This window comes from Corynebacterium qintianiae (assembly GCF_011038645.2).
Taxonomy (GTDB): Bacteria; Actinomycetota; Actinomycetes; order Mycobacteriales; family Mycobacteriaceae; genus Corynebacterium; species Corynebacterium qintianiae.
In genome coordinates this window covers 315,003-333,083 of sequence record NZ_CP064955.1, presented here as the reverse complement: position 1 = coordinate 333,083, position 18,081 = coordinate 315,003, and the positions used below count along the sequence as shown (strand labels likewise).

Here is an 18,081-nt window from a genome sequence, read left to right as displayed (position 1 = left end):
CGCTTCGCTCAGCAATCGCTTCGCGGGGTTAAAATCCGGGGGCCTTGCGCGGTTGCCGCCACCGTGTGCTCCCAGTGCGCCGCGGGCGAGCCGTCGAGGGTGACCACCGTCCAGTCGTCGTCAAGCACGTCACTGTCAACCTCTCCCCCGAGGATGAGCATCGGCTCGATCGCAAGGACTGAGCCGTCCTGGATCTCCGGGCCGCGGTGCGGCTTGCCCTCGTTGGCAAGAAACGGCTTCTCGTGCATGGAACGGCCGATTCCGTGGCCACCGTAACCGTCGAGAATCCCGAGCTCCACTCCGAAACGTTGCTCGGCCGCGCGGGTAGCCGCCTCAAGTGCGTGAGAAACGTCGGTAAGCCTGTTGCCCGGCACCATAGCCTTCAGCCCCTCGTGGAGAACCCACTCGGTGGCCCGGTTGAGCTTGTCGACGTCGTCGGCGAGCTCACCGATCCCGAACGACCATGCCGAGTCCCCCACCCAGCCGTCGAGGGTCGCTCCACAGTCGACGGACACGAGGTCGCCCTCTTTCAGGATCACCTTGTTGCTTGGAATGCCGTGCACGACGACGTCGTTGACCGACGCGCAGATCGACGCCGGGAAACCCTGGTACCCCAGGAAGGTCGGCACTGCACCGTGCGAGCGGATCACGTCCTCCGCAACACGGTCCAGATCTGCCGTGGTGCGTCCAGGAAGGGCAGCCTTACGCACCTCCTGCAGCGCAACGCCGACGACGCGACCCGCCGCCTCCATGGCGTCGAGGTCGGCGGGCGATTTCGCGGGAATGCGCCGCTTGCGTGCGTTGAAAACCATCAAAGTCAGGTAACCGGGCCTACTTGCCCAGCTTCTCCAGCTCATCCATGGCGCGGGAGTTGACCTCGTTGACTTCACCGACGGCGTCGATGTTGATTATCTCGTCACCATAGTGGTCGATCAACGGAGCGGTCTCGTCGCGGTACACGCCGAGCCGGGTGCGGATCGTCTCCTCGTTGTCGTCCTCGCGGCCGCGGGCGAGCATTCGCTCGACGACGACGTCCTCATCAATCTGGAAGTTGAGCACTCCGTCGAGGGCGACGCCCTTCTTGTCCAGCAGGTCCTTGAGAATCTCGGCCTGCTCCACGGTGCGCGGGAAACCATCCAGAAGGAAGCCGTTTGCAGCGTCCGCTTCCTCCAGGCGGGCCTCCACCATGCGTGCGGTCACATCCGTCGGGACGAGGCGCCCGGCGTCGATGTACTCCTTGGCCTCAACACCGAGCGGGGTCCCCTCACCGATGTTTGCGCGGAACAGATCACCGGTGGAGATATGGGGAACACCGAGCTTCTCGGAGAGAATCGCTGCCTGGGTACCTTTGCCGGCACCGGGAGGGCCGAGTAGAACGAGACGCATTATCGCAGAAGTCCTTCGTAGTTAGATTGGAGGAGTTGGGATTCAATTTGCTTCACCGTGGTCAGCGCCACGGACACCATAATCAGGATAGCGGTGCCGCCGAATGCGCTCATGCCCATCTGGCCCGAACCGGTCACCCCGGCGTCGAACGCCAAGTTCGGCAGGATTGCGATCAAAGCGAGGTACAGCGCTCCCACGAACAGCAGGCGGTTCATCACAAACGCCAAGTATTGCGCGGTCGGTCGGCCGGGGCGGATTCCCGGAATGAAGCCACCGTACTTCTTCATGTTGTCTGCCTGCTCCACCGGGTCGTACTGGATGGAAACGTAGAAGTAGGAGAAGAAAACGATCAGGCCGAAGTACAGCAAAATGTACTGCCACGAACCGGGGTTCTGCAGCCACGCCATGACGTTGTTCATCCACCAGTTGTCCGGCGGAGTGGTCTTGTTCATGGTGACAATCTGGGAGATAAGAACCGGCACATACATCAGAGACGACGCGAAAATGACCGGGATGACACCGGCCTGGTTGACCTTGAGAGGCAGGTAGGTCGACGATCCACCGTACTGGCGACGCCCGACCATGCGCTTGGCGTACTGCACGGGGATGCGGCGCTGCCCCTGCTCCACGAAGATGATTCCGACGACGAGAACGATCAGCGCCGCCACGACGAGAGCGAAGGTCACCCCGCCCGACTGCTGGAGAATGAATGCGCCTTCGGTCGGGATCTGGGTTGCGATACCCGCAAAAATGAGTAGTGACATGCCATTTCCTACACCCTTCTCCGTGATGATCTCACCGAGCCACATGATGAGGATCGCCCCCGAGGTCATCACGATGATCATCATGATCAGGGTCCATATGTTGCGATCCTCCACCAGGACGGGCACTCCTTGGCCGAGGAGCTGCTCGCGGTCCGCAAGCGCCACAATGCCCGAGGACTGCAGGAGGGCGAGCCCGACAGTGAGGTAGCGGGTGTATTGAGTCATTTTTGTCTGGCCCGCCTGGCCCTCCTTCTTCAGCTCCTCGAACCGCGGAATCACCACCGTGAGCAGCTGCACGATGATCGACGACGTGATGAAGGGCATGATGCCGATCGCGAAAATCGAAAGCTGCAGCAGCGCACCACCTGAGAACAAACCGATAATGGAGAACATCGTCGCCTGGTCCCCCTGCGAGATGTCGTTGAGTCGCTGGCTGATCAGCGCGTAATCCACACCCGGGGTCGGGATCTGCGCACCGACTCGGTACAGGATCACGAGCGCGATGGTGATGAGGATCTTCTTGCGCAGATCCGCGTCCTTGAACGCCTGAGCAATAGCGGACACAAAGCCTCCTGGCCTCCAGGCGCACATCACCCGGAAGATCGTGGACAGGTATCGCCTGGAAACGGCCAGCGGCATGCGCGGCCATCCCGGACAAGTTTGACCTCAACAGCCTACCAGTCGAACGACATTCGTCGAACTTGCGGCGCCTACAACTGTGCACGATACTGGCACCCATGGACAATGAGCCTGGCATCCGGATCGGGGACCCAGAGCGGGCGCGAGCTTTCGACAGGCTCACCGAGCTCTTCACTAACGGGTATCTGGACGTAGCGGAGTTCGACCGACGAACCGCTCAGGCCGCCAACGCCAACTACCGCAACGATCTTACGGAACTGTTTGCCGACCTCCCCGACCACGAAGTGGAGCCGCTGGGCTCCGCCCGCAGCGATGTTAAACATGTTCCCGACGCGGATGCCGAATTAGACCGTGTTCTGGCGCGCGGCAAGAAAGTACAAGCCGCCGACGCCGTCATCTGGTCGGCGACGATGGTTCTATTCTTCTTGGGTTTATTTGTTTTCCACTTCAACTACTTCTGGGTGGTGTTCCCCATCGCGGGAATCGCCTCGATGGCGGTGCGCGGCGTTTTCGGCCTGGAAGATGAGGACGAGCAGATTTTCGATGAACTCACCGCGGCGGAGAAGAAGAAACGCGCGGAGCGCCTACGCCTCGCGGCACAACGCCGGAGAGAGTTAGGGCAGTAGCCGCTCAATCGCCAGCGCGTTTCTCCCGCTCGTCCCGGAGCCCTCGCCGTCCATAGCCTCACACTGAGACTGAGGAGCAGAAATCGGGCCGCCTCCCATCAGGGAAGCGACCCGATTTGTGCGGCCGAACGCTCGTTAGCGCTTAAGCCTCGGTGACGGTGCCACCGGCTGCCTGGATCTTCTCCACAGCAGACTTCGAGAACTTGGTCGCGGTGACATCGAGCTTGACGCTCAGGTCACCGTTGCCCAGAACCTTGACAGGCTCGTTCTTGCGAGCGAGGCCAGCGGCGACGATGTCGGCAATGGCGACGGAGCCGCCGTTGGGGAACGCCTTCTCGAGGTCGGCGACGTTGACGACCTGGAAAACAACCTTGTTCGGGTTCTTGAAGCCCTTGAGCTTCGGCAGACGCATGTGCAGCGGCATCTGGCCACCCTCGAAAGCGGCCGAAACCTGCTTGCGAGCACCGGTTCCCTTGGTACCGCGGCCCGCGGTCTTGCCCTTGGATGCCTCACCGCGGCCAACGCGGGTCTTGGACTTCTTTGCGCCCGGAGCCGGGCGCAGATCATGGAGCTTGATGATGTCAGCCATGTGTTATCTACTCCCCTGCTACTTCTTCGACGGTGACCAGGTGGCGCACCTTGAGGATCTGGCCGCGGGTCGCGGCGTTGTCCTGCTTAACCACAGACTGGCCGATCTTGCGCAGGCCTAGAGCCTCGAGGTTTGCACGGGTCATCGGCTTCTCGCCGACCTTGCCGTGGTGCAGCGTAATTTTCAGAGCCATGTGTTCTATGCCTCCTGTCCTGCGCGAGCGCGCAGCATACGAGCCGGAGCGATGTCCTCGACGGACTTGCCGCGCTTGGCAGCGACCTCTTCGGGGCGCACGAGCTCTTTCAGGCCAGCGACGGTCGCCTGGACGACGTTCAGTGCGTTGTCGGAGCCGAGGGATTTGGACAGAATGTCCTGCACGCCAGCGCACTCGAGAACCGGACGGACAGCGCCACCGGCGATGACACCGGTACCCGGTGCTGCCGGGCGGAGCATGACGATGCCGGCTGCGGCCTCACCCTGGACGGGGTGGGGGATGGTGCCGCCGATCATCGGGACGCGGAAGAAGTTCTTGCGTGCCTCTTCTGCACCCTTCTGGATTGCGGCCGGGACTTCCTTGGCCTTGCCGTAGCCCACACCGACCATGCCCTGGCCGTCGCCGACCACAACGAGAGCCGTAAACGACATGTTGCGTCCGCCCTTGACGGTCTTGGCGACACGGTTGATGGTGATGACGCGCTCGATGTACTTGTCGCGGTCGTCGTTCTGGTTGCGACGGTCGTCGCGGTCGCGGCGACCGCCACGGTCGTTGCGCCCGCCGCGGTCGTTACGTCCGCCGCGGTCGTTGCTGTTCTGGTTGTTCTGGTTGTCGGCGGAGCGTCCGCCGTCACGCCGTTCACGTTCGGCCATTACGCGTTCCTTCCGTTAATGGTGATGGTTGCGGTAATCATTAGAACTTCAGACCACCTTCACGAGCTGCGTCAGCGAGAGCTGCGACTCGGCCGTGGTACTTGTAGCCGGCGCGGTCGAATACAACTGCATCGATGCCGGCTGCCTTGGCGCGCTCGGCGATGAGTGCGCCAACCTTGGCGGCCTTGTCCTTCTTGTCGCCCTCTGCGTTGCGGATGTCGGCCTCCATGGTGGAAGCGGCAACCAGCGTGTGGCCGGCCAGGTCGTCGATGACCTGGACGTGCATATGGCGGGAAGAACGGTGCACGACGAGACGCGGGGTCTCCGGGGTGCCGCGCAGGGTCTTGCGGATGCGGTAGTGGCGACGTGCGCGTGCCTCGCGACGGCGGGACGAAATGTCCTTGCCGACCGGGGTGCGCTTGGTGTTCTCTGCGGTGTTGCTCATGATTACTTACCCGTCTTTCCGACCTTGCGGCGAACCTGCTCGCCTGCGTAACGGATGCCCTTGCCCTTGTAGGGGTCATCCTTGCGCAGTCGGCGGATGTTCGCGGCGATCTGGCCTACCTGCTGCTTGTCGATACCCTCGATCGAGAACTTGGTGTTGCCGTCGACGGCGAAGGTGATGCCCTCGGGCGCCTGGATCAGGATCGGGTGCGAGTAACCGAGGGCGAACTCGAGGTCCTTGCCCTTGGCCTGGACGCGGTAGCCGACACCGAAGATCTCCATGTTGATCTTGTAACCCTCGGTCACACCAACAACGAGGTTGTTGACGAGCGAGCGGGAGAGACCGTGCAGAGCGCGGCTGGTGCGGTGATCGTCCGGACGGGCCACCACGATTTCGTTCTCTTCAACGGAAGCGGTGATGGGCTCCGGGAGCTCGAGGGACAGGGTGCCCTTCGGGCCCTTGACCTCAACGTTGCGGCCGTCGATTGTGGTTTCAACGCCGTTCGGGATTGCGATGGGTGCTTTACCTACGCGTGACATAGTCTTTTCAACCTCCCTTTACCAGACGTAGGCGAGAACTTCTCCGCCTACGCCTTTCTCTTGGGCCTGACGGTCGGTCAGGAGGCCCTGCGACGTGGAAATGATGGCCACGCCAAGGCCGCCGAGAACCTGCGGCAGGTCGTTCGACTTTGCGTACACGCGCAGACCGGGCTTGGACACGCGGCGCAGCCCTGCGATGGAGGACTCGCGCGTCGGGCCGTACTTGAGGTCGAGGGTCAGCTGCTTGCCAACCTTCTCTTCCTCAACCTTGTAGTCGGCGATGTAGCCCTCCTGCTTGAGGATCTCCGCGATGTTGACCTTCAACTTCGAGGAGGGCATGGACACGGTCTCGTGGTGCGCATTGTTAGCGTTGCGCACGCGAGACAGCATGTCTGCGATTGGATCAGTCATCGTCATGAGATGTGACCGTCTACCTTTCTCGTTGCGGTTCCCATTGAAACCCACCTCGCGTTCTCCGTGTGGTATGTCGGGGGCTACTTCACGCTCCCCGCGCTCAATAACGCGGGGCGCTCGCCGCCACCCTTGCACCCGGTTCGCATCTCGGCGGGGGGCCTGCAACAAAGTTGGATGAGTAATGAATTCTTGAACTGTTGCGCGTGGGAATTCCACGCACAAGTCCAAACGAAAACCATACATTTATCCCGGCTTTCAGGGCAAATCGCTTCTCGACGCCCCCGCCAACGTGACACAGTCTCAACCACTACCTTGGGTGGCATGGGTATCAACCTCAACAACGCCAGGACCATTTTGTCGGACTTGGAATCCTCCCGCTCCGAGCGAGAGGACCTGTACAAGCACTTCCACCAGATCCCCGAGCTGTCGATGCAGGAAATTGAAACCTCCGCCCGGATTCAGGAGGAGCTCACCTCTTACGGCATCGACCACGAGCTCGTGGGGGAGACTGGCATCCTCGCCGTCATCGAGAATGGCGAGGGGCCAGTGGTGGCGATGCGCGCCGACATCGATGGTTTGCCGGTGAAGGAGGATTCGGGGAAGGACTACCAGTCGACGGCGACGCAGGTGGACAAGAATTCCGGTGCCGAGGTCCCCACGTCACATGCCTGCGGCCACGACGTCCATCTCATGAGTCTGCTCGGCGCCCTGAAGGCGTTCAACGACCACACCGATCAGTGGAGCGGAACCTTTGTCGGGGTGTTCCAACCGGCGGAGGAAACTGCGGAAGGTGCCGGCGACATGGTGGAGCACGGCATCGCCGACAAGATGCCGCGGCCCGACGTGTACCTCGGCCAGCATGTGCTCGGTTCACTACCGGGCGGGACCGTTGGCACCCGTCGCGGTGCGGTGCTGTCGCAGGCGTTCTCGGTGAAGGTGGAGGTCTTCGGCAAAGGTTCGCACGGGGCGATGCCGGAACTCGGCGCCGACCCGGTGGTGCTGGCGTCGACAATCGTGATGCGCCTGCAGACGATCGTCTCCCGCGAAATCGCCGCCCAGGAGACCGCTGTAGTCACCGTCGGTTCGGTCAACGCCGGATCGAAGTCGAACATCATTCCGGCGTCCGCCGAGCTGCTGATCAACACACGCGCGTACAGCCAGGAAGTCAGCGACCACATTAAAGAGGCCATCGAGCGGATCGTGCGCGCGGAATGTGAGGCCGCCCGCAGCCCGAAGGAACCGGAGTTCACCTACTACGACATCTACCCGCTCACTGACAACCACGTCGAGGCCACCGACACCGTACGCGCCGCCTTCGACGAGTATTTCGGTGACAAAGCGGTTGACCTCGACGCGGTCGCCGCATCGGAAGATTTCTCGGTGATCCCCCGCGAGCTAGACGTGCCGTACACCTTCTGGGGCCTCGGCGGGTTCGAATACCAGGAAAACGCCCCAGGCAACCACAACCCGGCGTTCGCCCCGGATATTCAACCCACGTTGGACCGCGGCGCCGAAGCCGCCGTCGTGGCCGCGGCTGCGTGGTTGACGACATCGCAGGACTCCTCTTCCGCTACCGGATCCTGTTAGATGGGTCGAGGCAACAGACGTTTCGCGGTGACAACGGTGACCCGATCCGGCGAGACGTTCACAACAGATACCCGGGCCGGTACGACCCCCACAGAGGAGCCGCTCGAGATTCGCTCCGGCGGAGCCTCCCTTCTGACCACAACCCGCACACCCGGAAACGACATTGAGCTGGCCCACGGCTGGTTGTACACCGAGGGCCTCATCTCCTCAGCCGCCGACGTCGGTTCCGCCCGCTACTGCGCCGGCGCGGTGGATACCGGCGGGCGCAACACCTACAACTTAATGGATGTCCATCTCACACGAAGCGTGTCGACGCCCCTCCCCTCCGCCCCGCTGTCCAACAGCTGCGGGATATCCCGCGACCAAGCCATCACTGAGATCCTGCACCGGGTGCGTTTCCCCATCAAATCACTCGCACTCAGCACCGACGAGTGGTTCCGTTTCCCTCCGCTCGTTCCCGCCCCGAGCCGCCGTGAGCCCACCCCTGCCGCGCTTCTCGCCACCGCCCGCGCAGAAACTGTCGCGTCGAGGTCGGACCTGAACATTGAACACGCCGTCGACAAGCTAGTTGGCGCACTCCTGCTGGACGGCGCGCTTCCGGCCGCCGGGCATGTGTTGGTGACGCGGGAGAGGGTGACATTTGGCATCGCCCGCAAAGCGATGATGGCAGGCATCCCCGCCATCATCACCACCGCGGGGACGACTTCGCTCGCGGTTGAACTTGCCCGCCACGCCGGCATGACACTCATCGCAGAGGCGACGGGCTCCCGCTTCAACGTGTACGCGGGCAACGAGTCCCGGTAGCTACAGGACGAACGAGCCCTCCCGCCCGGAGCTTCCGCCCTGGCTGCTGCCCGGCATGACGAGACCGCTCGACATCGGCAGCGAACTCATCGCCGAGCTCGCGTCGGCCTCGGAGGATCCTGCGTTGCCGTTCCAATTCGTGCACACCGCCGTTTCCTGCGGTGTTCGGCCGTGAAAGGCGTCCACGATGAACGGCATTCCGAAAGTGGCGCCCGAGACGGATTGCGCCACGTGGTTGTACTCCCCTAGGGTCCCGATCTCCGGGAGAAAGTCGTCACGGTAAAGCACCGGCACGCCCTTTGCACACCAGTTCTGCGCAAGGTGCTTCGCCTGGCCGTAGGCGACGTTTCGGTCGAAGCGCCCAGAGACGATCATGACCGGCACGTTCGGCTTGCCGGTACCGATCAGCTGAGCATCCATGGCGGCCTTAGCCTCCGGGTGCTCCTGCGCAAGCTCGGTCAGCGACCTCCCGCCGGTGATCCATTGGCGAGTAGTGGTGCCGCCGTATTCGTTCATGATGTCGTCGGTGCACATCTGCGCGACGTTTTCCAGTACCCGGCTGCCTTCGTCGGTGACGCTCGCGGCAATGATGGGCTCGAGATTCGGGAAACGCGCGAGGAGGCCATTGATAGTAAAACCGATGGCGCCCACCAGGTCAGACCCGTCGATATTGCGCTGAACTGCGTCGAGGTCGGCCGGCGGGGCGGACGCGTACGCCGCGACGAGGTCGATGTCGGGGGCGTAGGCCGGTTGCGCTTCGGCAGCCGCGCTCGACGCGCCGCCGCCCTGGGAGTGCCCGTAAAGGGCGACCGCGCCGAAAGTTTCCCCGCGCGCCTCGACGAGGCCGCGGGCCGCGCGCGCCGCGTCGAGCATCGCGTGGGCCTGGTCGTCCCGGTTCATGTAGGTGTGCATGCCCGGAGTGCCCATTCCGATCAGGTCAGTGACCACGACGCGGACGCCCTGGTTGGCAAACATCATGTCGTAGAGTCCCTCGAGGTTGACGAACCTTCCGGAGTAGACGGGGTCGGGCTGCCCGTCGAGCGGCCAGTTGCGCGAAGGAGCACAGTGGTCGCCTTGACCGACGGTGCCGCGGACGATAACGAGCGTGGGCCGGGGACCATCACCGCGCCACGGCACGGTCGGCTCTAGAACGTAACCTGTGACCGGGGTGAGAACTCCTGCGGTGTTCTGGGTGGTGTACATGATCTTCTGCACGCTCTTGGGCACCGCCCACGTGGAGTCCCCGAAGATGCCCGAATACGGGGCCTGCTGGGTGCGGAGGATCTCCCCCACCCGGGTCGGAGTGACATTCGACGTGTCGTAGAACGTATCGATATCCCCCGGTTGGACAACCGGGCGCGTGACCACAGATGAGCCGACGGAGGAGCCCTTGAGTGAACTTTCCTCTGCACCCGCCGAAGCTCCGAGCGGCAGGGCGACCGTCAACACGATGCTGCTGACTGCCCCCGCAATTCCCAGGCTACGCACCCGTCCAGCCCTCCCGAATAGACCTTTCATGTGACCTCCCTTTTACGGACGCTTGACTGAGGTGACAGTCACATTACCTTCAACGCGGGGTGATTATTTTGTTTTTGAAACATATTCCTTTTGGTCACAAACTTTACTGATTCAGAATGGCAGCGCCCTCCGCGCCCAGACCCGCGTCTGGCCGAGATCAGACCTGCTGCCCGCCTCCACGCCCTGGCCGTAGGCCACACCGTCGAATGAGCGCTGGGAGTGATAGTGGGAAAACAAGAGGCCGCGCATCGCGGCATACTCCTCTTGGGCCTGCTGGGCCTTTTCCACATCGTCGACTAGGACGAGCGCGTATTCGTCGCGGTCGTCCGCGACGCGATGCTCTGCCTCGCTCAGCCGCGCACCGATCTGCCGGGCAAACCCGGACATGAAGGACCTGCGCTTCACCACGGTCGACACGTCCTCCCACGCCTCGGCACTCACGCCGCGCGCCTGGGCGATCATCACCGGGTTGAGAAGGGTGAACAGCATCTCCACCCGGTCAAGGTGCCGGCGGAGCCCGAATACCGTCGCGGAGCTAATCCGAGTGGACCGGTGCACGCGCTGGGCGAAGCCGGTGCAGTGCAGCGACGACGACATCGCGAGCAGAAGTGTCGACTGCATCTCGGTGTAGGCGCCGGCGAACTCGAACACCTTGTGCACGACATCATCACCCTCGTCCGGCGCAGCGAGATCCCGCTCGTCGAAACCGTGCGACGCCATAAGCTCGAACGCCTTGCGGTAATAGATTTCCCCCTCCGCGGTTCCCTGCCGGTCCGCCGCCTGGTTCAGCAGCTTCTGCACCTTGCCCTTAATTTTGATCGTGCTGTTCGTGGTGTCCCCGGTCTGCATAACTACCCCCTGAAAAATTCGGTTTCACTCAGTTGTAGCCGACGCACCTGACGCCACCCGCCGGAGGAACCTTCACCTGTGGATAACTCAGCAATTGTGGATAACTGCGCCGCACGCAGCTACCGTGGCGGGCATGGTGGAACCGCGGAAACAAGTGCGTGGCGGGGCGATGCGCTCGCTGCTCCCCATGGTCAAGTACTCCAGCGAAACGGTCGACGAGCGCTACCGACACCTTGTCGCGCTCCGCGCCTCGGTTATCAACGACTGCAAGGCGTGCATCGCCACACACCGTCGCGACGCACGCCGTGACGGCTGGGATCACGACCGCATTTTGCGCGCCGAGGGCTGGACTAATTACCGGGACACTTTCGACGAGAAAGAGGTCCTAGCCCTCGAACTCACGGACGCGGTCACACACATCGACGGCTACGCCTCCGTCCCCGATGAGTTGTGGGATAAAGCCGAGGAACGCTTCGGCACAGAAGACCTGCACAACCTTCTGGTGAGCATCCTGGCTATCAACGTGTTCAACCGCGTATCCATCGCAACCCGCACGGATCCCCGGACGGTTAAGGGGGCGTCCGCCTTCGACCTCGACTTCTGAGCCGCACCCGCGCATAGCGAAACCCCCGGCCGGATGAACCGGCTGGGGGTTAACGCGTGGCAGTCGGGCGCTTATGCGCGCTGCATCTTGCCGTCCTTGTCCGCGAACGGGAAGCCGAGGTGGCGCAGCAATGCGCGGCCTTCGTCGTCGTTCGTGGCGGTGGTGACGAGCGTGATGTCCATGCCGCGGACGCGATCGACCTTGTCGATGTCGATCTCGTAGAACATGGTCTGCTCGTTCAGGCCGAAGGTGTAGTTGCCCGCACCGTCGAACTGCTTGTCGTTGAGGCCGCGGAAGTCGCGGATACGCGGGAGAGCAACGGACAGCAGGCGGTCCAGGAACTCCCACATGCGGTCGCCACGCAGGGTGACCTTCGCGCCGATCGGCATGCCTTCGCGGAGCTTGAAGTTCGCGATGGACTTCTTCGCGCGGCGAAGCTGCGGCTTCTGGCCGGTGATCGCGGTGAGGTCCTCGAGAGCACCGTTGATGACCTTGGAGTCGCGGGCTGCGTCGCCGACGCCCATGTTCACGACAATCTTGGTCAGGCCCGGGATCTGCATGACATTGTCGTAACCGAACTCGTCGTTGAGTTTGGTGCGGATGTCGTCCTTGTAGCGGGTCTTCAGACGCGGGGTGTAGTTCTCAGCCATGCTTAGATATCCTTCCCGTTCGACTTTGCCACGCGGACCTTCTTGCCGTTCTCGTCGAAACGGTAGCCCACGCGGGTCGGGGTGCCGTCGGAATCCAGGACCATCACGTTGGAGACGTGGATCGGTGCTTCCTGGGTGACGATGCCGCCGGACTCTGCACCGCGCTCGTTGTAGGAGTTAGCGACGTGCTTCTTGATGCGGTTGACGCCCTCGACGAGGACCTTGTCGCGCTGCGGGTAGGCCTCGATGACCTTGCCCTGAGCGCCCTTGTCCTTGCCAGAGATGACCTGGACCATATCGCCCTTCTTGATCTTCATAACTTAGATCACCTCCGGTGCGAGAGAAACGATCTTCATGAAGCGCTTGTCGCGGAGCTCGCGCGCGACCGGGCCGAAGATGCGGGTGCCGCGGGGCTCGGTGTCGTTCTTGATCAGAACGGCAGCGTTTTCGTCGAATGCGATGTAGGAGCCGTCCGGGCGACGGGTCTCCTTCTTGGCGCGGACGATGACGGCGCGGACGACCTCACCCTCCTTGACGTTGCCGCCGGGGGCGGCTTCCTTCACGGTGGCGACGATCGTGTCGCCGATGCCGGCGAAGCGTCGGACAGAGCCGCCGAGCACGCGGATGCACAGGATCTCCCGTGCGCCGGTGTTGTCGGCGACCTTCAGACGCGATTCCTGCTGAATCACTTGTGGTCTCCTGACCTGGTTAAATGTGCGCCAGATTTCCGTCCTGGACGCACGTGGTCACTTCTTGCCATGCCTCTCGCTTATCGACGAACCACTTTCACGCGGTCGAAGGGTCTCGGGGCGTTCACTCGGAAAAGCGTGCCCACCCCGACCAACTCGAGACAACGCCGCTTAGTAAACCACGCCCCAGGTGGGAAAACCAAATCTGCGTCACCTCCATCTGCAAGAATGAACGGGTGAATCCGAACCAGTCCCTCTCCTCACTGGACGCGGTGCGTGGCCTGCGTGACGCGCTCCTTGACACGCGCCCGGGCGGAGAGCATGCCGCCGAGGCGACGGCGCTCGCCTCCCAGCTCGACGATTACATCCTCCCACGCCTGGATAACATCGATGCACCCTTGCTTGCGGTCGTGGGCGGATCCACCGGTTCCGGCAAGTCGACCTTGGTCAACGCCGTGCTCGGTGAGCAGGTGACTAACCCCGGTGTGATCCGACCAACGACGCGCCAGCCGATCCTGGTTGTCAACCCGACGGACAGCGCGTGGTTCAACTCCCCGCAGGTGCTGCCTGGCCTCGCGCGCTCGCACGGTGCCGGTGACGAGCAGTCAACCACGCTGCGCATTGCCACCTCGCAGGCCGTGCCCGCGGGCCTCGCGCTTCTCGACGCCCCCGATTTCGACTCAATCGACGACCGCAACCGCGCCCTGTCCTCGCAGCTGCTGGCCGCGGCGGACCTGTGGATGTTCGTGACCACCCCGGCGCGCTATGCCGACAAGCTGGTGTGGAACTTCCTCCACGACGCCGCGGGGCGCAACATCGAGGTCGCAGTCGTGCTCAACCGGCTCGACCCGGACTCCGCCCAGACGGTGCCGGAGGACCTGCACCGAATGCTGGCCGAGGCGGGCCTCGGCGGCGCTCAACTTTTCACCGTCCCCTTCGTCGCCGGCCTGGAGGGGCGTTTACCCGCTGACCTGGTGGCGCCACTGCGCGCCTACCTCACCGAGCTTGCCCGGGACACCGCGGCCCGGCGCGAGGTGGCGGGCCGGACCGTCATGGGGGCTCTCGAGGCGGTTGCCCGGCGCGTCGATACGCTCGCTGCGGCGAAGGAGCACCAGGAGGAGTTCGCGGCGCAGCTCGCCGAGGCCGTCGACGCGAACTACGACCGCGCGACGGTGCACGTGATCGACGCTACCTCCGACGGGAAACTGCTGCGCACGGAAGTTCTGCAGCGCTGGCAGGATTTCGTAGGCACCTCCGATTTCTTCCGGGGCGTCGAGCGCTTCGTCTCTCAAGCCCGCGACCGCATCGGCAGCTTCCTGTCGGGCCAGCCAGCGCCGGTGCGCGAAGTCGCCACCGAGATCGAAAGCGGCCTGCACGCGGTGATTGTCGACGCCGCCGACACCGCCGCCACCCGCTCGTGGTCGCATCTGGGCTCGGTGGCGCCGAATCTGCGCGCAGACGCCGACCCGTCGCTCGCGCGAGCAAGCACCACGATTTCCGACGGCGCCGCCGCGCTCGTGCGCGAGTGGCAGGGCGAGCTCATGGCTCATATCCAGGAGACCGCCGGCGCTAAACGCCAGCGCGCTAGGGTGATGTCGCTTGGCCTCAACGTGGTTACCGTCGCGCTCATGCTCGTCGTCTTCGCCTCGACGGCGGGATTGACCGGCGGGGAGATCGCCATCGCGGGCGGCTCGGCCGTCGTCGGCCAGAAGCTGCTGGAGACTATCTTCGGCGAGGACACCGTGCGCCGCATGGTCAACCACGCCCGCGAGGACCTCAACGCCCGCTTGGTCGAACTGTTCGCAGGGGAACGCGGGCGCTACGACGCGGTCCTCGCGCCGCTCACCGCCGGTGCGACAGCAGATGAGCTGCGCACCGCGGCCGGCGCGGCCCTCGCGTCCGTTCAACGGAGGGTGGACAATGGCGCTGTTTAAGAAGAAGCCGAGCCTCGGCGGCCGTCTCGCCGCGCTGCAGGAGGCCGCGGAGCTCGGCGCCGCCTACCTCTCCCCCGGCGAGCTGCAGCGCCTCACTGCCGTGTCCGATTCGGCGGCCCAGCGCCGCGCGCTGTCGGCGGAGCACACCGTCGTCGGGTTCTTCGGCGCCACCGGTTCCGGGAAGACGTCGCTGTTCAACGCCGTCGTCGGCGAGGACCTCGGCGCCGCCGCTGCGCGACGACCCACGACCACCTCGCCGCTGGCCGCGGTGTGGAACCCCGAAGGCTCCGAAGAGTTGCTGGACTGGCTCGAGGTGGAGGACCGCCGCAACCGCCCCGGTGATTTCGCCTCGGGTGCGGGCCCGCTCATCCTGCTCGACCTGCCGGATTTCGACTCCGTCCAGGAATCCCACCGGGCCATCGCCACGCGTCTCGCGGGCCAGGTGGACGTTCTCGTCTGGGTCACCGACCCGGAAAAGTACGCCGACTCCGTTATTCACGAGCACTTCATCCGCCCGCACGCGAACCACTCCGCCGTCACGCTCGCGGTACTGAACAAGGCCGACAACCTCGCCGAGGCGGACCGGCCGGTCGTAGCGCAATCCTTCGCCGGGTTATTGCGTGACGACGGCCTGAGAAACGTCCAGGTCATCCCCACATCCGCCCGCACCGGTTACGGTGTGGACGAGCTGCGCGGCGCTATCGCCCGCGTTGCGCAAGCGCATACGGCGCAGACCGCTCGTATCGAGGCGGACCTGGAGGCGGTGACCGCGCCGTGGGCCGGGCAGAGCGCCCCGAGGGGCGTCGACAAGCGTGCGAAGCGGGAGATGGATGCGGTGCTGGTTCATGCCGCCGGCGCAGAGCGGCTGGCTGCGGCGACCGCGGCCGCGTACCGCAAGCGCCTACACCAGCGCACCGGTTGGTTGCTCACCTCGTGGGTGTCCCGGTTGCGGCCCGACCCGCTGCGGCGGATGGGGTTGCGCGAGGAAGCGGACGAGGTCGGTGTACACCGCACCTCTCTCCCCGAGCTCGACGCCGCGTCGCGCGCCACGGCCAACCAGGGTGTGCGCGGCTACGCCGCCGCCGCTGCCGCCGGCTTGCCCCAGGCGTGGGCGTCCGCAGTGACCGACCGCGCCGAGAACATCGCTGAGCAGCTGCCCGCCGAACTCGACCGGGCGGCGTCGCGCACCCGGTTGCCCGCGCAGCCGTCTAAGGCGTGGGGGCTGGCCACGGTCCTGCAGTGGCTCGCGCTTGTCGCGGCGCTGATCGGCGTGCTGTGGTACCTCGCCGCGGCGATGCTGCCCGGCGCGCTGCTGCCACTGATGAACACCCTCGGCTACGGCCGCACCCTCGTCCCGCAGATCGAGGGCTGGCCCATCCCGACGCTTCTCATCATGGGCGGCCTGCTCTTTGGCCTGGTGGTCGGGTTAGTTACCGGGGTGTTCGGCGGCGCGATCGGGGCGGGAATCCGCACCCGCACCCGGGCGGCGCTGCGCCGGGAGATCGAGGCGACCTCCGCGGAGCATGTGGTGGAGCCCCTCTCCGAGGTACGCGAGGACTACGCCGAATTCCTGGGCGCAGTTTCCGCCGCCGCGGGGCGCTGAGCGTGTAAAACCTTAAGGCATGACTTACCAGCAACCCCGCGTCCTCTCCATCGCCGGCACGGACCCGACCGGTGGGGCGGGCATCCAAGCCGATCTCAAGTCGATCGCGGCGGCGGGCGGCTACGGCATGGCCGTCGTCACCGCCCTGGTCGCGCAGAACACCCGCGGCGTGCGGGAGGTGCACACACCGCCGACGGAGTTCCTCACCGCGCAGCTGGCTTCCGTGTTCGACGACGTCACGGTCGACGCGGTCAAGGTGGGCATGCTTGGCGACGCCCCCACCACCGCCGCCGTCTCCAACTTCCTGACCGACCACCCCGTGCCGGTCATCGTCGTCGACCCCGTCATGGTCGCCACCTCCGGTGACCGCCTGCTGACCAGGGACGCCGAGGAGGCGCTGCGCCAGTTTGTGCGCGACCACGCCACCGTGGTCACCCCCAACATCCCCGAGCTCGCGGTGCTCACCGGAAGCGCGCGCGCCACAGACTTCGACGCCGCCGTCGCACAGGGTGTCGCCTACGCCGCCGACATCGGAGTAAGCGTCCTGGTCAAGGGCGGCCACCTCACCGGACCCGAGGCGTCAAACGCGCTAGTCACCCCCTCCGGCGACGTCCACGTCATCGCGGTACCCCGCGTGGACACCCCCAACACGCACGGCACAGGCTGCTCGCTCTCCTCTGCCCTGGCCACGCGGCTGCGTGTCGACGCCTCCCCCACCGCGGCCGCCGAATGGTCCTCGCGCTGGCTGCACGAGGCCATCGCCAACTCCGATGCCCTTAACGTCGGCGAGGGACACGGCCCCGTCGACCACTTCCACGCGCTGCGCCGCCTCGCCGATACCGCCTCGACGCACCCGTGGGGTGAGGCGGACCGATGGCACGAAGAGGGCGTCGACAAGCAGCTGCCCGAGCCGCGGATTGAGCCCGCCGGCGAGCATACGAGGCACCTATGGCAGATGGCGGCGCGGGTGGTGTGGCCGCAGATCCTGGACTTGAGCTTCGTCCGCGACCTGCGAGAAGGAACGCTTGCTCGCGACCAGTTCGAGTTCTACCTGGCGCAAGACGCCCACTACCTCAACGACTACGCCCGCGCCCTGGCAAGCCTGAGCGCGAAGGCGAAGACCACCGAGGACCAGATCTGGTGGGCCACCGCCGCCCGGGAGGCGCTCGTCGCTGAGCAGGAGATGCACCGCACCTGGTTCCGCGGCCGCGGCATTACATTCTCTGACGCGCGAATGTCGCCGGTGACGATGGGGTACGTGAACTTTCTCAAGGCGCACGCAACGCTCGAGGACTACCCGATCGGTGTCGCCGCGGTACTGCCCTGTTTCTGGCTCTACGCCGAGGTGGGCCTGCACCTGGCGGAGCACAACTCACCCGGCCACGTGTACAAGGCGTGGCTGGACACCTACAGCGGCGACGACTTCGTCACCGAGGCCCGCGGGGCCATCGAGCGCGCCGAGGAGGCGTTGGCCGCCGCGACCGACGACCAACGCCGCACAGCCGCCAACGCCTTTATGCACGCCTGCTACTACGAACGCGACTTTTTCGACCAGGCGAGCCGGGGGCTATAGG

21 protein-coding genes are annotated in these 18,081 nt (G+C 64.6%); 7 read left to right on the top strand and 14 right to left on the bottom strand.

The features are described from left to right. Nucleotides 1–8: 8 nt before the first annotated feature. From map to secY, 3 genes are read right to left on the bottom strand one after another with little or no spacing between them, the layout of a single operon-like run. On the bottom strand, nt 9–812 hold the full coding sequence (gene map / locus G7Y29_RS01730; RefSeq protein ID WP_165003531.1) for a type I methionyl aminopeptidase: 804 nt from the start codon (nt 810–812) through the stop codon (nt 9–11). Between the two features lie 19 nt (nt 813–831). After that, nucleotides 832–1,386 carry an adenylate kinase gene (locus G7Y29_RS01725; RefSeq protein ID WP_165003529.1) on the bottom strand — a complete coding sequence of 185 codons (555 nt, stop codon included), beginning with the start codon at nt 1,384–1,386 and terminating at the stop codon, nt 832–834. Beyond that, nucleotides 1,386–2,714: a preprotein translocase subunit SecY gene (gene secY, locus G7Y29_RS01720; protein WP_165003527.1), complete on the bottom strand. Its 1,329-nt coding sequence runs from the start codon at nt 2,712–2,714 to the stop codon at nt 1,386–1,388. Before secY ends, G7Y29_RS01725 begins: the two co-directional genes overlap by 1 nt. 173 nt (nt 2,715–2,887) lie before the next feature. On the opposite strand from secY, the gene G7Y29_RS01715 reads away from it, so the two are divergent. Beyond that, entirely contained in the window at nt 2,888–3,415 is a 528-nt protein-coding gene (locus G7Y29_RS01715) for a DUF1707 SHOCT-like domain-containing protein (protein WP_165003525.1), read from the top strand. A gap of 142 nt (nt 3,416–3,557) precedes the next feature. On the opposite strand, the gene rplO is transcribed toward G7Y29_RS01715, so the two are convergent. The 6 genes from rplO to rpsH are packed head-to-tail and all read right to left on the bottom strand — an operon-like array spanning nt 3,558 to nt 6,272. Beyond that, nucleotides 3,558–4,004 carry a 50S ribosomal protein L15 gene (gene rplO, locus G7Y29_RS01710; RefSeq protein WP_165003523.1) on the bottom strand — a complete coding sequence of 149 codons (447 nt, stop codon included), beginning with the start codon at nt 4,002–4,004 and terminating at the stop codon, nt 3,558–3,560. A 7-nt stretch (nt 4,005–4,011) separates the two neighbouring features. Beyond that, on the bottom strand, nt 4,012–4,197 hold the full coding sequence (rpmD, locus tag G7Y29_RS01705) for a 50S ribosomal protein L30 (protein ID WP_165003521.1): 186 nt from the start codon (nt 4,195–4,197) through the stop codon (nt 4,012–4,014). Nucleotides 4,198–4,202: 5 nt separating this feature from the next. Further along, nucleotides 4,203–4,871 carry a 30S ribosomal protein S5 gene (gene rpsE / locus G7Y29_RS01700; RefSeq protein ID WP_165003519.1) on the bottom strand — a complete coding sequence of 223 codons (669 nt, stop codon included), beginning with the start codon at nt 4,869–4,871 and terminating at the stop codon, nt 4,203–4,205. 40 nt (nt 4,872–4,911) lie between these two features. Further along, nucleotides 4,912–5,316, bottom strand: coding sequence for a 50S ribosomal protein L18 (rplR, locus tag G7Y29_RS01695; RefSeq protein WP_165003517.1), 405 nt, complete (start codon nt 5,314–5,316; stop codon nt 4,912–4,914). A 2-nt stretch (nt 5,317–5,318) separates the two neighbouring features. After that, nucleotides 5,319–5,855 (bottom strand): 50S ribosomal protein L6, encoded by a 537-nt coding sequence (gene rplF, locus G7Y29_RS01690; RefSeq protein ID WP_165003514.1) that lies wholly within the window; start codon nt 5,853–5,855, stop codon nt 5,319–5,321. Between the two features lie 18 nt (nt 5,856–5,873). Then, nucleotides 5,874–6,272, bottom strand: coding sequence for a 30S ribosomal protein S8 (gene rpsH / locus G7Y29_RS01685; RefSeq protein ID WP_165003512.1), 399 nt, complete (start codon nt 6,270–6,272; stop codon nt 5,874–5,876). Nucleotides 6,273–6,590: 318 nt separating this feature from the next. On the opposite strand from rpsH, the gene G7Y29_RS01680 reads away from it, so the two are divergent. Both G7Y29_RS01680 and G7Y29_RS01675 read left to right on the top strand, forming a co-directional pair. After that, nucleotides 6,591–7,856: an amidohydrolase gene (locus G7Y29_RS01680; protein ID WP_165003510.1), complete on the top strand. Its 1,266-nt coding sequence runs from the start codon at nt 6,591–6,593 to the stop codon at nt 7,854–7,856. A 36-nt stretch (nt 7,857–7,892) separates the two neighbouring features. Beyond that, nucleotides 7,893–8,660, top strand: a complete 768-nt coding sequence (locus tag G7Y29_RS01675; RefSeq protein WP_165003508.1) for a formate dehydrogenase accessory sulfurtransferase FdhD — start codon at nt 7,893–7,895, stop codon at nt 8,658–8,660. Here the strand turns inward: G7Y29_RS01675 and G7Y29_RS01670 are convergent, their stop codons facing one another. Then, nucleotides 8,661–10,178, bottom strand: a complete 1,518-nt coding sequence (locus tag G7Y29_RS01670) for a lipase family protein (RefSeq protein ID WP_165003506.1) — start codon at nt 10,176–10,178, stop codon at nt 8,661–8,663. A gap of 111 nt (nt 10,179–10,289) precedes the next feature. Next, a complete protein-coding gene (locus tag G7Y29_RS01665; protein WP_165003504.1) occupies nt 10,290–11,027 on the bottom strand; it encodes a DUF2786 domain-containing protein in 738 nt (245 codons plus the stop codon). Between the two features lie 133 nt (nt 11,028–11,160). Here G7Y29_RS01665 and G7Y29_RS01660 point away from each other — a divergent pair, with 133 nt between their 5' ends. Beyond that, entirely contained in the window at nt 11,161–11,631 is a 471-nt protein-coding gene (locus G7Y29_RS01660) for a carboxymuconolactone decarboxylase family protein (RefSeq protein ID WP_165003502.1), read from the top strand. Nucleotides 11,632–11,702: 71 nt separating this feature from the next. Here G7Y29_RS01660 and rplE read toward each other — a convergent pair whose 3' ends face one another. The 3 genes from rplE to rplN are packed head-to-tail and all read right to left on the bottom strand — an operon-like array spanning nt 11,703 to nt 12,970. Next, complete coding sequence (gene rplE / locus G7Y29_RS01655) at nt 11,703–12,281, bottom strand: 50S ribosomal protein L5 (protein ID WP_165003500.1); 579 nt, start codon at nt 12,279–12,281, stop codon at nt 11,703–11,705. A gap of 2 nt (nt 12,282–12,283) precedes the next feature. Then, nucleotides 12,284–12,598 (bottom strand): 50S ribosomal protein L24, encoded by a 315-nt coding sequence (gene rplX, locus G7Y29_RS01650; RefSeq protein WP_006839446.1) that lies wholly within the window; start codon nt 12,596–12,598, stop codon nt 12,284–12,286. A 3-nt stretch (nt 12,599–12,601) separates the two neighbouring features. After that, nucleotides 12,602–12,970 carry a 50S ribosomal protein L14 gene (gene rplN, locus G7Y29_RS01645; RefSeq protein WP_115685305.1) on the bottom strand — a complete coding sequence of 123 codons (369 nt, stop codon included), beginning with the start codon at nt 12,968–12,970 and terminating at the stop codon, nt 12,602–12,604. A 236-nt stretch (nt 12,971–13,206) separates the two neighbouring features. Between rplN and G7Y29_RS01640 the strand changes: the two genes are divergently transcribed. The 3 genes from G7Y29_RS01640 to G7Y29_RS01630 are packed head-to-tail and all read left to right on the top strand — an operon-like array spanning nt 13,207 to nt 18,080. Further along, nucleotides 13,207–14,904 carry a GTPase family protein gene (locus tag G7Y29_RS01640; protein ID WP_165003498.1) on the top strand — a complete coding sequence of 566 codons (1,698 nt, stop codon included), beginning with the start codon at nt 13,207–13,209 and terminating at the stop codon, nt 14,902–14,904. Then, on the top strand, nt 14,891–16,507 hold the full coding sequence (locus tag G7Y29_RS01635) for a GTPase (protein WP_249399775.1): 1,617 nt from the start codon (nt 14,891–14,893) through the stop codon (nt 16,505–16,507). The genes G7Y29_RS01640 and G7Y29_RS01635 overlap by 14 nt, the downstream gene beginning before the upstream one ends. A 19-nt stretch (nt 16,508–16,526) precedes the next feature. After that, nucleotides 16,527–18,080: a bifunctional hydroxymethylpyrimidine kinase/phosphomethylpyrimidine kinase gene (locus G7Y29_RS01630; RefSeq protein WP_165003496.1), complete on the top strand. Its 1,554-nt coding sequence runs from the start codon at nt 16,527–16,529 to the stop codon at nt 18,078–18,080. The last annotated feature ends 1 nt before the right edge of the window (nt 18,081 follow it).

Coding starts and splice junctions, on each gene's coding strand:
- map (WP_165003531.1), bottom strand. CDS start 812: ATGGTTTTCAACGCACGCAAGCGGCGCATTCCCGCGAAATCGCCCGCC.
- G7Y29_RS01725 (WP_165003529.1), bottom strand. CDS start 1,386: ATGCGTCTCGTTCTACTCGGCCCTCCCGGTGCCGGCAAAGGTACCCAG.
- G7Y29_RS01715 (WP_165003525.1), top strand. CDS start 2,888: ATGGACAATGAGCCTGGCATCCGGATCGGGGACCCAGAGCGGGCGCGA.
- rplO (WP_165003523.1), bottom strand. CDS start 4,004: ATGGCTGACATCATCAAGCTCCATGATCTGCGCCCGGCTCCGGGCGCA.
- rpmD (WP_165003521.1), bottom strand. CDS start 4,197: ATGGCTCTGAAAATTACGCTGCACCACGGCAAGGTCGGCGAGAAGCCG.
- rpsE (WP_165003519.1), bottom strand. CDS start 4,871: ATGGCCGAACGTGAACGGCGTGACGGCGGACGCTCCGCCGACAACCAG.
- rplR (WP_165003517.1), bottom strand. CDS start 5,316: ATGAGCAACACCGCAGAGAACACCAAGCGCACCCCGGTCGGCAAGGAC.
- rplF (WP_165003514.1), bottom strand. CDS start 5,855: ATGTCACGCGTAGGTAAAGCACCCATCGCAATCCCGAACGGCGTTGAA.
- rpsH (WP_165003512.1), bottom strand. CDS start 6,272: ATGACGATGACTGATCCAATCGCAGACATGCTGTCTCGCGTGCGCAAC.
- G7Y29_RS01680 (WP_165003510.1), top strand. CDS start 6,591: ATGGGTATCAACCTCAACAACGCCAGGACCATTTTGTCGGACTTGGAA.
- G7Y29_RS01670 (WP_165003506.1), bottom strand. CDS start 10,178: ATGAAAGGTCTATTCGGGAGGGCTGGACGGGTGCGTAGCCTGGGAATT.
- G7Y29_RS01665 (WP_165003504.1), bottom strand. CDS start 11,027: ATGCAGACCGGGGACACCACGAACAGCACGATCAAAATTAAGGGCAAG.
- G7Y29_RS01660 (WP_165003502.1), top strand. CDS start 11,161: ATGGTGGAACCGCGGAAACAAGTGCGTGGCGGGGCGATGCGCTCGCTG.
- rplE (WP_165003500.1), bottom strand. CDS start 12,281: ATGGCTGAGAACTACACCCCGCGTCTGAAGACCCGCTACAAGGACGAC.
- rplX (WP_006839446.1), bottom strand. CDS start 12,598: ATGAAGATCAAGAAGGGCGATATGGTCCAGGTCATCTCTGGCAAGGAC.
- G7Y29_RS01635 (WP_249399775.1), top strand. CDS start 14,891: ATGGCGCTGTTTAAGAAGAAGCCGAGCCTCGGCGGCCGTCTCGCCGCG.
- G7Y29_RS01630 (WP_165003496.1), top strand. CDS start 16,527: ATGACTTACCAGCAACCCCGCGTCCTCTCCATCGCCGGCACGGACCCG.